At 74.0% G+C, this 13,688-nt stretch carries 14 protein-coding genes; 9 read left to right on the top strand and 5 right to left on the bottom strand.

Annotated elements, in window-relative coordinates; all coding sequences use genetic code 11:
* The first annotated feature begins 9 nt into the window (after nucleotides 1–9).
* Genes cydB through cydC form a run of 3 tightly spaced genes read left to right on the top strand, consistent with a single transcriptional unit; the run spans nucleotide 10 to nucleotide 4,204 of the window.
* Nucleotides 10–1,011 (top strand): cytochrome d ubiquinol oxidase subunit II, encoded by a 1,002-nt coding sequence (gene cydB, locus FHU30_RS26975; protein ID WP_253879481.1) that lies wholly within the window; start codon nucleotides 10–12, stop codon nucleotides 1,009–1,011.
* Nucleotides 1,011–2,585 (top strand): thiol reductant ABC exporter subunit CydD, encoded by a 1,575-nt coding sequence (gene cydD, locus FHU30_RS26970; RefSeq protein WP_253879479.1) that lies wholly within the window; start codon nucleotides 1,011–1,013, stop codon nucleotides 2,583–2,585. The genes cydB and cydD overlap by 1 nt, the downstream gene beginning before the upstream one ends.
* Nucleotides 2,582–4,204: a thiol reductant ABC exporter subunit CydC gene (gene cydC, locus FHU30_RS26965; protein ID WP_253879477.1), complete on the top strand. Its 1,623-nt coding sequence runs from the start codon at nucleotides 2,582–2,584 to the stop codon at nucleotides 4,202–4,204. Before cydD ends, cydC begins: the two co-directional genes overlap by 4 nt.
* On the opposite strand, the gene FHU30_RS26960 is transcribed toward cydC, so the two are convergent.
* From FHU30_RS26960 to FHU30_RS26950, 3 genes are all read right to left on the bottom strand, one after another.
* Entirely contained in the window at nucleotides 4,201–5,475 is a 1,275-nt protein-coding gene (locus FHU30_RS26960) for a glycoside hydrolase family 183 protein (RefSeq protein ID WP_253879475.1), read from the bottom strand. The genes cydC and FHU30_RS26960 overlap by 4 nt on opposite strands.
* 79 nt (nucleotides 5,476–5,554) lie before the next feature.
* Complete coding sequence (locus FHU30_RS26955; protein ID WP_253879474.1) at nucleotides 5,555–6,304, bottom strand: anti-sigma factor family protein; 750 nt, start codon at nucleotides 6,302–6,304, stop codon at nucleotides 5,555–5,557.
* Entirely contained in the window at nucleotides 6,301–6,864 is a 564-nt protein-coding gene (locus tag FHU30_RS26950) for a sigma-70 family RNA polymerase sigma factor (RefSeq protein ID WP_253879472.1), read from the bottom strand. Before FHU30_RS26950 ends, FHU30_RS26955 begins: the two co-directional genes overlap by 4 nt.
* Nucleotides 6,865–7,125: 261 nt before the next feature.
* Here FHU30_RS26950 and FHU30_RS26945 point away from each other — a divergent pair, with 261 nt between their 5' ends.
* Nucleotides 7,126–8,097, top strand: a complete 972-nt coding sequence (locus FHU30_RS26945) for a cytochrome c oxidase assembly protein (RefSeq protein ID WP_253879470.1) — start codon at nucleotides 7,126–7,128, stop codon at nucleotides 8,095–8,097.
* 30 nt (nucleotides 8,098–8,127) lie between these two features.
* On the opposite strand, the gene FHU30_RS26940 is transcribed toward FHU30_RS26945, so the two are convergent.
* Nucleotides 8,128–8,973 carry a DoxX family membrane protein gene (locus FHU30_RS26940; protein ID WP_253879469.1) on the bottom strand — a complete coding sequence of 282 codons (846 nt, stop codon included), beginning with the start codon at nucleotides 8,971–8,973 and terminating at the stop codon, nucleotides 8,128–8,130.
* A gap of 51 nt (nucleotides 8,974–9,024) precedes the next feature.
* On the opposite strand from FHU30_RS26940, the gene FHU30_RS26935 reads away from it, so the two are divergent.
* Nucleotides 9,025–9,807, top strand: a complete 783-nt coding sequence (locus FHU30_RS26935) for an SOS response-associated peptidase (RefSeq protein WP_253879467.1) — start codon at nucleotides 9,025–9,027, stop codon at nucleotides 9,805–9,807.
* Nucleotides 9,808–9,871: 64 nt separating this feature from the next.
* A complete protein-coding gene (locus FHU30_RS26930; protein WP_253879466.1) occupies nucleotides 9,872–10,213 on the top strand; it encodes a TraR/DksA family transcriptional regulator in 342 nt (113 codons plus the stop codon).
* A gap of 55 nt (nucleotides 10,214–10,268) precedes the next feature.
* On the opposite strand, the gene FHU30_RS26925 is transcribed toward FHU30_RS26930, so the two are convergent.
* Nucleotides 10,269–11,267 (bottom strand): methyltransferase domain-containing protein, encoded by a 999-nt coding sequence (locus FHU30_RS26925; RefSeq protein WP_253879465.1) that lies wholly within the window; start codon nucleotides 11,265–11,267, stop codon nucleotides 10,269–10,271.
* A 306-nt stretch (nucleotides 11,268–11,573) separates the two neighbouring features.
* Between FHU30_RS26925 and FHU30_RS26920 the strand changes: the two genes are divergently transcribed.
* Genes FHU30_RS26920 through FHU30_RS26910 form a run of 3 tightly spaced genes read left to right on the top strand, consistent with a single transcriptional unit; the run spans nucleotide 11,574 to nucleotide 13,554 of the window.
* A complete protein-coding gene (locus FHU30_RS26920) occupies nucleotides 11,574–12,251 on the top strand; it encodes a sigma-70 family RNA polymerase sigma factor (protein WP_253879638.1) in 678 nt (225 codons plus the stop codon).
* 50 nt (nucleotides 12,252–12,301) lie between these two features.
* The gene (gene rsrA, locus FHU30_RS26915; RefSeq protein ID WP_253879463.1) at nucleotides 12,302–12,595 is read left to right on the top strand and encodes a mycothiol system anti-sigma-R factor; all 294 of its coding nucleotides are present in this window, start codon (nucleotides 12,302–12,304) and stop codon (nucleotides 12,593–12,595) included.
* A 35-nt stretch (nucleotides 12,596–12,630) separates the two neighbouring features.
* On the top strand, nucleotides 12,631–13,554 hold the full coding sequence (locus FHU30_RS26910; RefSeq protein ID WP_253879462.1) for an NAD-dependent epimerase/dehydratase family protein: 924 nt from the start codon (nucleotides 12,631–12,633) through the stop codon (nucleotides 13,552–13,554).
* Nucleotides 13,555–13,688 lie beyond the last annotated feature (134 nt).

Raw genomic sequence — 13,688 nt, 5'->3', positions numbered from 1 at the left:
AGAGCCGCGATGCATCTCCAGGATCTCTGGTTCGCCGCCCTCGCCGTCCTGTGGATCGGCTACTTCTTCCTAGAGGGCTTCGACTTCGGCGTGGGCGTGCTGACCCGCGTCCTGGCCCGGGACGAGTCGGACCGGCGCGTCCTGCTCGCCACGATCGCGCCGGTCTGGGACGGCAACGAGGTGTGGCTGATCACCGCGGCCGGCGCGACCTTCGCCGCGTTCCCCGAGTGGTACGCCTCGCTGTTCAGCTGCTTCTACCTGCCGCTGCTGCTGATCCTGGTCGCGCTGATCGTGCGCGGGGTCGCGTTCGAGTACCGCGGCAGGCGCGATTCGAAGCAGTGGCGGTCCAACTGGGACGTGTGCGTCTTCTTCGGCTCGCTGGTGCCCGCGTTCCTGTGGGGCGTGGTGTTCGCCAACGTCGTCCGCGGCGTCCAGTTGGACGCGCGGCACCTGCACGTCGGGTCGCTCTGGGACCTGCTGAACATCTACTCGCTGATCGGCGGCCTGACCACGCTGCTGCTGTTCACCTTCCACGGGACGGTCTTCACGGTGCTGAAGACGTCCGGTGACCTCCGCGAGCGGGCGCGGTCGCTGGCCTGGCAGATCGGCATCGCGACGATCGTCGTTGCGGCGGTCTTCCTGGTCTGGACGCAGGCGAGGCACGGCTCGGTCTCGACGGCGGTCTGCGCCGTCCTCGCGGCGGTGACGCTCGTCGCGTCCTGGGTCATGACCCGCATGGACGGGCGGGACGGCTGGCGGTTCGGGCTGTCCGGCGCGGCGATCGTGTTCGCGGCGGCCACGGTGTTCGTGTCGCTGTACCCGGACGTGCTGCCGTCCACGCTCGACCCGGCCGACGGCCTGACCGTGGACAACGCCTCCGCCTCGCCCAAGACGCTCGGCATCATGACCTGGGTCGCGTGCATCTTCCTTCCGCTGGTGCTGCTCTACCAGGGCTGGACGTACTGGGTGTTCCGCAAGCGCGTCACCGTGCACGACATGCCCGCCCACTGATGCCCGGACCGGTCGATCCGAGGCTCCTCCGCGAGGCGCGCGCGACCGCGCCGTACCTGGTCGCCTGCGCGGTCTCCGGCGGCCTGGTCGCCGCGTGCGCGCTGGGGCAGGCGGCGCTGCTCGCGCACGCGATCGCCCGGGCGACCGTGCCCCTCGCGCTGATCGGAGTGGTCGCGTTCCGCGGGCTGCTGGTCTGGGGGCAGCAGGTCACCGCGCACCGGGCGGCCGCGGGGGTGAAGGCGCAGCTGCGCGCGCGGGTGCTGGACAAGGTCGTCCGGGACCGTCCGGACGGGCCGTCCGGCGAGGTCACCGCGCTGGTCACGCGCGGTGTGGACGCGCTGGACCCGTACTTCGCGGGCTACCTGCCGCAGCTCGCGCCGGCGGTGGTCGTCCCGCTGGCGGTCCTGTTCGCGCTGGCCGTGACCGACGTCGAGTCGGCGGTGATCGTCGCGGTGACGCTGCCGCTGATCCCGATGTTCGGGGCGCTGATCGGGCTCTGCACCGCCGCGCGCACCCGCCGCCGCTGGCGCAGTCTGGAGGTCCTCGCCGGGCACTTCGCCGACACCGTGCGCGGGCTTCCGACGCTGAAGGCGTTCGGGCGCGCGCAGGCGCAGGCGGCGCAGGTCGGGCGGATCACCGCCGAGCACCGCCGCGCGACGCTGGGCACGCTGCGGATCGCGTTCGTGTCGGCGCTGGTCCTGGAGATCGCGGCGACGGTGTCGGTCGCGCTGGTCGCGGTGTCGGCCGGGCTGCGGCTGGTGTCGGGGGCGCTGCCGTTCGAGACGGCGCTGTTCGTCCTGATCCTCGCGCCGGAGGCCTACTTGCCTCTGCGCTCTGCGGCTTCGCAGTTCCACGCCGCGCAGGACGGCGTCGCGGCGGCCACGCGCATCTTCGCCGTCCTGGACGCGCCGGGCGGGGACGTGCAGGTCGGCGGCGCGCTGCGCCCGATCGGCGAGCTGCGCGTCGAGGACGTGACGATCGCGCGGCGCGAGCCGGTCGGGCCGTTCTCGTTCACCGCCCCGGCGGGCGCGCTGACCGTGCTGGCCGGGCCGTCCGGCATCGGGAAGACGAGCCTGCTGGACGTCCTGCTGGGCCTCACGCCCGCCGCGTCCGGCCGGGTCCTCCTGGACGGCGCGGACGTCGTGCCGGGCGACGAGTGGCGGCGCGGCATCGCCTGGGTGCCGCAGCGGACGTTCCTGGTCGCCGGGACGGTCGCGGAGAACATCGCCCTGGCCGTCCCGGGGTCACCGGACGACGCCGTGCTGCGCGCCGCCTCGCTGGTCGGCATTCCGGACTTCACCCCGCTCGACGCCGACGCGTCCGCGCTCTCGGCCGGTCAGCGGCAGCGCGTCGCGCTCGCCCGCGCCGTCCTGCGGGCCGACCTTCTGGACACCCCGCTCGTCCTGCTGGACGAACCGACCGCGCACCTCGACCCGCACACCGAACTCCGCGTCCTGGACCTCCTGGACGGCCCGTTCCACGGCCGCACGGTCATCGCGACCACCCACCGCACCGCCCTGCGCGAACGCGCCGACCACCTGATCGACCTGAACGCCCTGGCAGTGCCCGCATGACCCCGCAGCGGCCGGGGGTGCGGCTGGCGGCTTCGGTGCTGGCCGGGAGCGGGGCGCTGGTCTGCGGGATCGGGCTGATGGCGACGTCGGCGTGGTTGATCTCGCGGGCCTCGCAGCACCCGCCCGTCCTGTACTTGATGGTCGCGATCGTGGCGGTTCGGGCGTTCGGGATGGGTCGCGGTGCGCTGCGCTATGTCGAGCGGCTGGTATCGCATGACGCGGCCTTGCGGCTCCTCGCGCGCACGCGCGTCCGGGTCTTCGAGCGTCTCGCCGAGCTGACCCCGGCGATCCGGCCGTCCGGCCCGCTGGGCACGGTTCTCGACAATGCGGAAGGTGTCGCGGACCGCTGGTTGCGCGGCGTCCTGCCGATGGCGTCGGCCGCGATCGCGTGCGGCGCGGCCGTCGTCCTGGAGTGGTGGGTGACGCCGTCCGCCGGGGCCGTCCTGCTGGCGGGGCTGCTGGTCGGCGGGCTCGTCGCGCCCGTGCTGGCCGCGTCGGGCGCGCGCCGCGCCGAACTCCACGCCGCCGCCGCGCGCGCCACCCTCACCGCCCGGACCGCCGAGACCCTGGACGGCCTGCCCGAGCTGACCGCCTTCGGCGCGCTCCCGGACCGGCTCGCCCTGCTGAGCCGCGCCGACCGCGCCGTCACCCGCGCGGCCTTCCGGTCGGCCTGGACGGCCGGACTCGGCTCGGCGCTGACCGTCCTGGCGACCGGTGCGTCCGTGCTGGGGGCGCTCGCCTTGGGCGTCCCGGCCGTCCGCGAGGGACGGCTGCCGTTCGTGCTCCTGGCGGTGATCGTGCTGACGCCGCTCGCCGCGTTCGAGGCCGTCGCCGAGCTGTCCCAGGCGGCGCAGCGCCTCCTGCGCGCCCGCGAAGACGCCCGCCGCGTCGCCGCCGTCCTGTCCCTGCCCGAGCCCGTGACCGAGCCGTCCGTCCCCGCGCCGATTCCGGGCGGGCCGCCCCACCTGCGCATCGACCGCGTCACGGCCCGCTGGCCGGACGCGCCGTCCGACTCGCTCAGCGAGCCGGGCCTCCAGCTCGACCTGCCGCCCGGCCGCCGCCTTGTGATCATGGGTGCGAGCGGCGCCGGGAAGTCGACGCTCGCGGCCGTCCTCGCGCGCTTTCTCGACTACCGGGGCTCCGTGACGCTCAACGGCGCCGAGCTGCGCGACCTCTCACCGGACGCCGTGCGCCGCGTGATCTGCCTCGGCGGGCAGGAGGCGCACGTCTTCGACACCACGGTCGCCGAGAACGTCCGGCTCGCGCGGCCCGGCGCGTCCGACGAGGACGTCGCGGACGCGCTGCGCCGCGCCGGGCTCGGCCCCTGGCTCACCGTCCTCCCGGCCGGCCTCGCGACCCGGGTCGGCGAGCACGGCTCGGCCGTCTCCGGCGGCCAGCGCCAGCGCATCGCCCTCGCCCGCGCGCTCCTCGCCGACGCGCCCGTCCTCGTCCTGGACGAGCCGGACGCCCACCTCGACGACGCGACCGCCGTGACCGTCCTCACCGACCTGCTCGCCCGCGCCGGTGACCGCACGGTCATCCTCATCACGCACCGCGACGCCGTCCCCGGCGGCGACCCCGTCCTCCGCCACGTCCACGAGGTCGTCACGCTGTCCTAGCGGATCGGACCGGAGGCGTAGTAGGCCCTGCATGTGCCGCCGACCGCGTCCGTGGCGACCTCCAGCAGCGTGCGGCCGTCGGCGGACGGCAGCAGCGACGAGCTGTAGTTCTGGCACGGCAGGACGAGCCGCTTCTGCTCCGGCGTCAGCTTCTCGTCCCGGAAGTTCGTGATCCTCACCGGGGACGCCATCGTGCGCCAGCGGCCCGCGCCGCCCGCGTCGTTCACCAGGATCGTGGTGCCGCTGGCCTTCTTGTCCACCCTCGCGGGCGACCACTCGACCAGCCGCGCGACCAGCAGCAGCCGGCCCTTCGAGCCGCCCTTCGTCCACGCCAGCGTCGGCGCGTGGGCCAGCTCGCGGCCGTCCGGCGTCCTGACCAGCGTGCCGGGCTTGCGGGCGTCGCCCCAGTTCCAGCCGTCCTTGGACGTGCGGAAGTACACCCGGCAGCCGTGCCCGCTCGGCTTCGCGGAGGTGTCGCAGTACTCGAAGACCATCGCGTAACCGCGGCCCGGGTAGTGCCGGACGACCGGCATGCCGGGCGAGTCCTGCCTGCCGCCCACGGCGACCGTGTTGACCTTGCCGCTCCACGCGTCGCCGCCGTTCAGCGACCGCACGCGCGCGAGGACCTGCCCGTACTTCCGCTGCACCTTGTCCGAGAAGTGGACGACCAGGCCGCCGCCCGCCGCCGAGAACTCCGGCTCCCACAGGCCGTGCCCGCCCGCGCCCGTCACGATCGGCTTCGGCAGCGCCCTCCAGGTCCGTCCGTAGTCGGTGCTGCGCCAGCCGACGATCGCCGAGTGCGGGTCCGGCTTGGCGTCCCCGCCGCCGAGGTAGTTCACCGAGGCCGCCCAGACGAGCGTCCCGGCCGGGTAGCGGCCGAGCTTCTGCGGGTACTCGAACAGCGTCGAGCAGCACGAGAACTGGCCGCTCGCCATCGGCGTCCGGATCTCGCTGAGGCGGTGGAACGTCCGGCCGCCGTCGGTGCTCTCGGAGAACGTCCCGCCCGCGTTGGTGTTGGTGGAGACCACGATCCGCCCGCGGTGCGCCTTGTCGGCGGAGAACGACAGCCGGACGGCCCGCGGGTACCAGGCGGGCCCGCTGTGCAGCGGCGTCCCCTTCGCGACGTTCTGCGACTGGACGTCCGCTACGGCCCCGGCGCTGCCGCTCTTGCCCGCGTCCCCGCCCGTGCTCGCGACCGCCACGGCGACCGTGCCGCCGAGGACGACCGCGCCCGCCGCCGCGCCGATGATCCTGCCCCGCGTTGTGATCATGCCGGGCAGGGTAGCGATGTCCGGCCGATCCGGCAGCCGGCGGCCGGAGGCGGCCACCGGGGCGGGACGGTCGGAGGGGTCAGAGGGGGATGGTGAGGAGGGTCGTGGACTGCTGGTCGTCCACGCGGACCTCGAAGCGGGTGATCTCGGGGCGGGTCAGGGCGGTCCCGCCGTGGATGACCAGCGGGGACGGGGCGCCCGGGACGCCGTAGCCCTTCGCCGGGACCTTCCAGCCGGTGACCACCGTGCGCTCGCCCGTCGCCGAGACGGCTTCCAGGTGGCAGCGGAGGGGGCCCTTCACGCCGCGCAGCTCCAGCCCGACGTGCGTGCCCCAGCCCTTCTTCTCCAGGCCGATCGTGCCCGAGACGCCGGACGCCGCGTCGGACGCGGAGTGCTTCTCGCCCGTCAGGACGAGCGCCGTCGCGGGGGAGTGGTCGTGGCCGAGGGATCCGTCGTTCCCGGTGAGCTGGGTTCCGATCACGATCCCGGCCGCGAGGACGGCGGCGGCCGCGGCGGAGCCGATCACGTACGTGCCGCGCCGGTGCCGCCGGTCGGCCTCGCGCCGGCGCCGCATGAGGTCCACGACGTTGCTCCGGGGCGGCTCGTCCGCGGCCGGGGCCTCCTCGGGAGCCTCCCGGGGGGCCTCCTGGGGGGCCTCGTCGAGCGGGGTGATCCCGGCCAGGGCGTCGGCCATGCCGGACATCTCGTCCAGCTCGGTGCGGCACGGCGGGCAGCCGCGCAGGTGCTCCTCGAACGCCCGCCGGTCCTCGTCCTCCAGCAGGCCCAGGGCGTACGCCCCCACATCGGTGTGCTCGACATGCCCGGTCACGGCGTGACCCCCCTCTCCTCAAGCGCGACGCGCAGGGCGCGCAGGGCGTAGTAGACGCGCGACTTCGCGGTGCCGACGGGGATGCCCAGGGCGTCGGCGGCCTGGTTGACGGTGCGGTCGCGCAGCACCGTCTCGGTGAGGATCTGGCGGTGCGCGGCGGACAGCGAGTTCAGCGCCTCCGCGACCATGACCTTGCGCAGCAAGCCGTCCACCTCGTCCGCCGCCGGGAGGTTCTCCAGCGGCCCGTCGCCCACCTCGGGAGGCCGGACGTCGCGCGACCGCCGGTGGTCGATCACGATACGCCGGGCCACCGTCGCCAGCCAGGGCATCAGGGAGCCCGCGTCGGGGTCGAGGGTCCGCGCGCTGCGCCAGGCGCGGACCATCGTCTCCTGCGCCACGTCCTCGGCCCAGCCCCGGTCGCCGCCGGTCAGCCGCAGCACGAAGGCCAGCAGCGGCCGGTGGTACTCGCGGTACAGCGCGGCGACGATCTCCTCGTCGCCCGGCGGAGGGGCGTCCGAGGAGTGCCGGCGGCGGGCGGCCAGGCCGCGGAGTGCTGCCATTGCCGTGCGTCTCCGTCCGGTCGGGAGCGGCGGTCGGCAGGCAGTACGTCCCCGCTCCCGGCGGGGGTTCAACGCTTTTGAACCCGGCTTAAGGCCCACTTCCGGTTCCCGGGTTTCCGGACCTGTCCTATCGGGGGGTTTCGGAGACGTTCACCTGGCGCTTACGGTCCCTGCCCTACTGTCCCTGTCACGTGGCGGCCGGGTTCGCGGTGCGGGTGTGAGGGAATCCGGCCGCCCGGTTCAACGCGTCGGGGATGGCAGGTGCGGGAACTCACGGTCGGGAGCGCGCTCGCGAGCTGGACGGTTGATCCCGCCATGCTCGTCCTCGTGGTCGCGCTCGCTGCCTGGTACCTGCTGAGCGCCCGCCGCGCGGACGGCTGGCCCCTGTCCCGGACGCTCAACTTCGTCGGCCTCGGGCTCGGCAGCGTCCTCGCCGTCACCGTCACGTTCGTCGGCGCCTACGACGGCACGCTCTTCTGGCCCCGCGCCCTCCAGGTGATCACCCTGCTGGCGGTCTCGCCGCTGTTCCTCGCCAACGGCGCGCCGTTCTCGCTCCTGCTGGAGACCATGCCGAACGGCCCGCGCCGCGACCGGGTCAAGCGCGTCCTGGACAGCCGCGCCGTCGCCGTCCTGACCTCGCCGCCCGCCGGGACGGCCGCGCTCGTGGTGACACCCTGGCTGCTCTACTTCAGCCCGCTCTACGAGCTGACGCTGCGCAACGCCGCCGCGGACGAGGCCGTGAAGATCGCGCTCGTGCTGATCGGGCTCGTCTACTACTGGGCGCGGCTCCAGGTCGACCCGATGCCGCGGTCCTACCCGCACGTGCTGTCGATGGGCATCACGTTCGCCGAGGCCATGTTCGACGGCGCGCTCGGCCTCACGATCATGCTCCGGCACCACCCGCTCGCCGCGTCCTACTACGAGCACGTGCACCGGACGTGGGGCCCGTCGGTCCACCGCGACCAGCAGATCGGCGGCGGCCTGCTGTGGATGGTCGGGGACTTCGCGGGCATGCCCTTCCTGGTCGTCCTGGCCATCAGGATGCTGCGCCAGGACCGCGTCGAGGCCGAACGCGTCGACCGCGAGCTGGACGCCGAGCAGGAGCGGCAGGTCGCCGAGCGGGCCGCCGAAGGCGTCGTCGTGGACGAGCCGGAGATGATGCGCCCCTGGTGGGAGACCGATCCCGTCCTGTCCCGCCGCTACGGAACCGGCGGACGGCGCCCGCCCGGCTGAGGCTGGCGCCGTCCGGGAACGGGATCGGGATCAGCGGTGGCCGGAGCGGACCAGCTCGCCGCCGCGCTTCGACACCGCCCTGGCCTGCCGGGACGCGACCTTCGACGCCGCCTTCGAAGCGGACCTCGCCTGCTTGGAGGCGATCTTGGACGCGGCCCTGGCCTGCTTCGACGCCGCCTTCCCGCGCTTCGCGGTCGCCTTGCCCGCCTCGGCCAGCCCGCTCTTCACCGACGGCTTGCCCGAGCCGGACGAGACCGCGCCCTGGATCAGCCGGCCGAGCCCGGCGGGCTTCCGGGCCCGCTGCCGCGCCTTCCACACCCTGAGCGCCGCGTCCCGCTGGGCCGCCCTGGCCTCGCTGCGCGCCTGCCGCCGCAGGGCCTTCACCTCGGTCGCGGCCTGCTTGCGCAGCGCCTTGCCCTCCACGGCGGCCCTGGTCTGGGCCTCGTGCAGCTGGTGGCGCAGCTCGGCCGTCCGGCCCCGGCCCGGCGATCCCGCCACCATGAGCAGGGCGCCGAACAGCGCGGCGTTCTTCAGCAGGTGGGACCGCTCGCTCCGGCGCCGCTCCGGGTCGTCCTCGGTCCAGTAGCGGTGCTCTGTGGCCAGCGCCGGGACGAGCTGGACGGCCGCCAGCAGCGTGGTGAACCGGCGGAACCGGCCGGTCAGCAGCAGCGCTCCCGTGCCGAGGCTCAGCGCGCCCTGGATCCGCACGAGCGCCACCGGGTCCTTCGTCGGCAGCCAGTCCAGGCGGTCCGCGATGGGCTTGACGGCGGGCGCGACCTGCTCGGCGCGGGGGCCGGGATCGCGCAGGGCGTCCAGGCCGGTGATGATGTAAGGGGCCGCCACCAGCGGGCGGGCCGGGGTCGTGATGGGTCGCATGCTGAGCTACATGCCCACGACTTTGTCGGTCAAGCGCGGGAGGATGAGGCCATGTGCGGACGCTATGCCACCACGCGGGCGCGCCAGGAGCTGCTCGACCAGTTCGCGATCCAGGCGGACGAGACCGGCGGCGAGCTGGAGCCGGACTACAACGTCGCGCCCACCAAGCAGGTCCCGGCCGTCTTGATCCGCCGCCCCGGCGGCGATGACGAGCACGAGGAGGAGGCGCTCCGGCAGCTGCGCACGCTGCGCTGGGGCCTGGTCCCGTTCTGGGCCAAGGACCTCTCCGCCGGGGCCCGGATGATCAACGCGCGGGTCGAGACCGTCGCGGAGAAGCCCGCCTACCGCCGGGCCTTCGCGCGCCGCCGCTGCCTGCTGCCCGCCGACGGCTACTTCGAGTGGTACACGCCGGAGGGCGACCCGGCCGCCGACGAGAAGGGCACGAAGAAGAAACCGCGCAAGCAGCCCTTCTACATCCACCCCAAGGACGGCGCGATCATGGCGATGGCCGGGCTCTACGAGCTGTGGAGGTCGCCCGAGGACGAGTGGGTCTGGACCTGCACGGTGATCACCACCGACGCGCCGGACGACCTCGGCCGGATCCACGACCGGATGCCCATGATCGTCACCCCGGACCGCTGGGACGCCTGGCTCGACCCGGAGCTCACCGCCGCCGAGGAGGTGCGCGGGCTGCTCACCCCCGCCCTCGCGGGCACGATGGACGCCTATCCCGTCTCCACCGCCGTCAACAACGTGAGAAACAACGGCCCGCAACTCATAGATCCCGCCACGAACGGGGATAGTCCAGGCAGCACTTCCGGAACCCTGTTCTGACGCCCCGCCACGCGGATCTGGCGCGACCCCCCGCGCCCGGGCTCCGGGAGGAGAACGGAGCGCCGTGGACACCGTCGACACCGTCACCGCCCGCGCCCGCCTGGAAGAGCAGCGGGCCGGCCTGGACCGGTCGATCGAGATCCTGACCGGGGAGCGCCCGGCGACCGAGTCCTCGGTCGCCGACGCGGGCGCCTGGCTCACCGACGCCGACCGCGTCGAGGCCGCCCTCGCCTCGCTGCGGGCGCAGCGCGCGGCCGTCCAGGCCGCCCTGGACCGGATCGCCGAGGGCGGCTACGGCCTGTGCGTGACCTGCGGCAAGCCCGTCCCGCCCGGCCGCCTGGAGGCCCGCCCCGAGGCCGCCCGCTGCGTCTCCTGCCAGTCCAGGCACGACCGCCACCGCTACTGAGCCCGGCCGGTCCGGCCTTCGGGGCCCGGGGCCCGGGGCCCGGTGCCCGCTCCCGCTAGACGCGGACGGCGCTGGCCAGCAGGTGGATGCCCAGCGACTCGTCCCCCGGCGGGACGTTGAGCTCGGTCCGGACGAGCCGGGGCAGCGCGCTCGGCGAGGTCGCCAGGACGTGCTCGACCGTGGACGCCGACAGGGCCGTCCGCGGCCTGATCCACTCGACCTCCAGGCCCGCGTCGGCGAGCAGCTCGCGCAGCTCGTCGGTCTGGAAGCAGCGGGTGATCGTGCCGTCCGGCCAGGGCACCAGGACGACCTCGGCGCGCGGCACGTCCGACAGGTGCGCCCAGCAGTTCTGCTCGGCCAGCAGCGCCATGCCGAGGGTGAGCGAGTCCACGGTCAGCAGGACCCGGCCGCCCGGCCGCAGCACCCGCGCGATCTCCGCGACGGTGGACTCGGCGACCAGGTGCCGCGACAGCATCCGGTTCTCCGCGACCACGGCGTCCACGCTGGCGTCCGCCAGGAACGCGGGCGCGCCCGGGTCACCGACGACGCGCTGGACCGCCCCCGGCGGGACGGCCGGACGCGCCGGCACGAGCCCCGGGATGCGCGCCGCCCCGGCGGGCGCCCGCGCCGCGGACCCGTTCAGCCCGGCCTCCGGCGGCCTCCCGTCCGGCGGCGCCGCGTCCTGCGGCCCGCCGTCGGCTGGCGGCTCGTCCGGCGGTCTGGCGGGCGGCGTCGGGCCCGCCCCCGGCGCGGACCCGTTCAGCGCGCCGTCCGGGGGTTCGGGCGCCGGGGCGGCCGGTGGGCGGTCGAGGACCTCGACCACGGTGTGGCCCGACCGCGCGGCCTGCCGGGCGAACCGGCCGCCGCCGCCGGACAGGTCCAGCACGCGCGCGGGTTCGCGGGGGAGCCACCGGGCGAGCTGGGCCGCCGCTACCGCCCAGTAGAACGTCCAGTAGGGACCGAGGGCATCGCCGTCGGCCTCGCCGGAGGCGCCGGGGGCCTCGCGAAGACTGGCGATGGTGGGTTCTGGAGGCTGCGCCGGCACCGGTAGCAACGCTTTGCTCCTGTTCTCGCCGTGTATGAGCTTTCTTCCCCGCCAGCCCCGGACATCACCCTCCGTGCTGGCCGGGGGAAGGTGAACCGAACCATCCGGAAACTTGCCCCCCGCGTTACCCCCGGTGAGGGAATCGACCGGACCCTCCGTGCGTTGTCACGCACTGCACGTTCTACACAGACGGTCCGCACGCGTCGCGGAGCGAGGCACAGTAGTACAACGGAGGGGCCCTTGATGACCACAGCCGTTGCCGGGGCACGAAACGGTAAAACCGTTCCCCAGCCGCGGGGCACCGCCCCCGGCGGCGTGATGCGCGTCGCCGGACCGATATCGTCTGTTGGGTACGACGCCAAGGGGGGCGTCACCACAGCCGAGGGGGTGGGTCTGGTAGCGGGCACCACGGAGACCGTCGAGGAGCGCCAGGAGCGCTTCCAGCGCGACGTGCTCCCGTACTTGGACCAGCTGTACTCCGCAGCGCTGCGCATGACGCGCAACCCGGCGGACGCCGAGGACCTCGTGCAGGAGACGTTCGCGAAGGCGTTCGGGTCCTTCCACCAGTTCAAGGAGGGCACGAACCTCAAGGCCTGGCTGTATCGCATCCTGACCAACACCTTCATCAACTCCTACCGCAAGAAGCAGCGGCAGCCGCAGCAGTCGGCGACCGAGGAGATCGAGGACTGGCAGCTCGCGCGCGCCGAGTCGCACACCTCGTCCGGCCTGAAGTCGGCCGAGGCCGAGGCGCTGGAGCACCTGCCCGACTCCGACGTCAAGCGCGCCCTGCAGGACCTGCCGGAGGAGTTCCGCATCGCGGTCTACCTCGCCGACGTCGAGGGGTTCGCCTACAAGGAGATCGCCGAGATCATGGGCACCCCGATCGGCACCGTGATGTCGCGGCTGCACCGGGGCAGGCGCCAGCTGCGCGGCATGCTGGAGGACTACGCTCAGGACCGTGGCCTGACGCGCGCGGGGGAGGGGTCGAAATGACCCGCTCCCCGGACCGTGACGGCGTCCGCCCCCTGGAAGGTGAATGAGCGATGAGCTGCGGCGACCACCACGAGACCCCATGCAGTGAGGTCCTCGCCCGGGTCTACACCTATCTCGACGGGGAGCTCGACGAGGGCGGCTGCGGCGAGGTGCAGGAGCACCTGCACGAATGCGGCCCCTGCCTGCGGGAGTACGGCCTCGAAGAGGCCGTCAAGAAGATCGTGAAGAAGGGCTGCGAGTGCGAGTCCGCCCCCGAGGACCTGCGCGCCAAGGTGCTCGGCCGGATCGAGCAGATCTGCACCGAGCTCAAGCAGACCGAGACCGGCACCGCCGGCACCGTCTGAGCGGCACGTCTGAGCGGCGCCGATAGGGTGCTGGGATGCGCGTTCTGGTCACCGGCGCGGCCGGGTTCATCGGATCCCACCTGGTGGATCGGCTGCTGGCCGACGGCCACGAGGTGGCCGGGGTCGACGATCTGTCCACCGGCCGCCACCGCGACGAGGCCGTCGAGCTGTGGCGGCTGGACGTCGCGGACCCCGCCCTCGCCGAGCGCGTGGCGGCCTTCGGCCCCGAGGTGGTCTGCCACCTCGCGGCCCAGGTCAGCGTGCGGGTGAGCGTCGGCGACCCGCTCGCCGACGCGCGCACCAACGTGATCGGCACCGCGAACGTCCTGGAGGCCGCGCGCCTCGCGGGCGCGCGCAAGGTCGTGTTCACCTCCAGCTGCGCCGTCTACGGGGTGCCGGACGTCCTGCCCGTCCCGCCGGACGCGGAGCTGCGGCCCGCGTCGCCGTACGCGGCGTCCAAGGTGGCGGGCGAGGTGTACGCCCGGATGTACACGGCCCTGCACGGCCTCGACCACACCGTCCTGACGCTGGCGAACGTCTACGGACCGCGCCAGACGCCCGAGGGCGAGGCGGGCGTGGTCTCGATCTTCACCGACGCGCTGCTCACCGGGAGGCCGACACGGGTGTTCGGGGACGGCGGCCAGACCCGCGACTACGTCTACGTCCTGGACGTCGTGGACGCCTTCGCCCGCGCCACCGGCGACGGCGGGTCCGGGATGCGCCTCAACGTCGGCACCGGCCTCCAGACCACCGACCGCGAGCTGCACACCCTGGTGGCCGAGGCCGCCGGCGCCCCCGACGATCCCGAGTTCGCCCCGCCGCGCCTGGGCGACCTGCCCGCCATGTCCATCGACGCGTCCCGGACGCGCGAGGCCCTGGGCTGGCAGCCGCGGACTCCGTTGCTCGAAGGGCTGAAGGCCACCGTCGCGTGGGCCCGGGGCGTCCGTCCCGGGGCGTGAGAGGCGAATGCACGTGCAGGTGGCTTGTGCGTGTACTGCGGGTAAGGCTTCACCGGCGCTTCGCGACGCAGGGTGACTGAAAGTTCACGCTTTGCTCACGATTCCCGGCACGCCTGTGTGACCTGGGTCTCCCA

Source organism: Actinomadura rupiterrae (assembly GCF_024172125.1).
In the GTDB taxonomy this organism is placed as follows: domain Bacteria; phylum Actinomycetota; class Actinomycetes; order Streptosporangiales; family Streptosporangiaceae; genus Spirillospora; species Spirillospora rupiterrae.
The sequence above is the reverse complement of the archived record's forward strand: the minus strand, read 5'-3'. Positions and strand labels throughout refer to the sequence as shown.

Coding starts and splice junctions, on each gene's coding strand:
- cydB (WP_253879481.1), top strand. CDS start 10: ATGCATCTCCAGGATCTCTGGTTCGCCGCCCTCGCCGTCCTGTGGATC.
- cydD (WP_253879479.1), top strand. CDS start 1,011: ATGCCCGGACCGGTCGATCCGAGGCTCCTCCGCGAGGCGCGCGCGACC.
- cydC (WP_253879477.1), top strand. CDS start 2,582: ATGACCCCGCAGCGGCCGGGGGTGCGGCTGGCGGCTTCGGTGCTGGCC.
- FHU30_RS26960 (WP_253879475.1), bottom strand. CDS start 5,475: ATGATCACAACGCGGGGCAGGATCATCGGCGCGGCGGCGGGCGCGGTC.
- FHU30_RS26950 (WP_253879472.1), bottom strand. CDS start 6,864: ATGGCAGCACTCCGCGGCCTGGCCGCCCGCCGCCGGCACTCCTCGGAC.
- FHU30_RS26940 (WP_253879469.1), bottom strand. CDS start 8,973: ATGCGACCCATCACGACCCCGGCCCGCCCGCTGGTGGCGGCCCCTTAC.
- FHU30_RS26935 (WP_253879467.1), top strand. CDS start 9,025: ATGTGCGGACGCTATGCCACCACGCGGGCGCGCCAGGAGCTGCTCGAC.
- rsrA (WP_253879463.1), top strand. CDS start 12,302: ATGAGCTGCGGCGACCACCACGAGACCCCATGCAGTGAGGTCCTCGCC.
- FHU30_RS26910 (WP_253879462.1), top strand. CDS start 12,631: ATGCGCGTTCTGGTCACCGGCGCGGCCGGGTTCATCGGATCCCACCTG.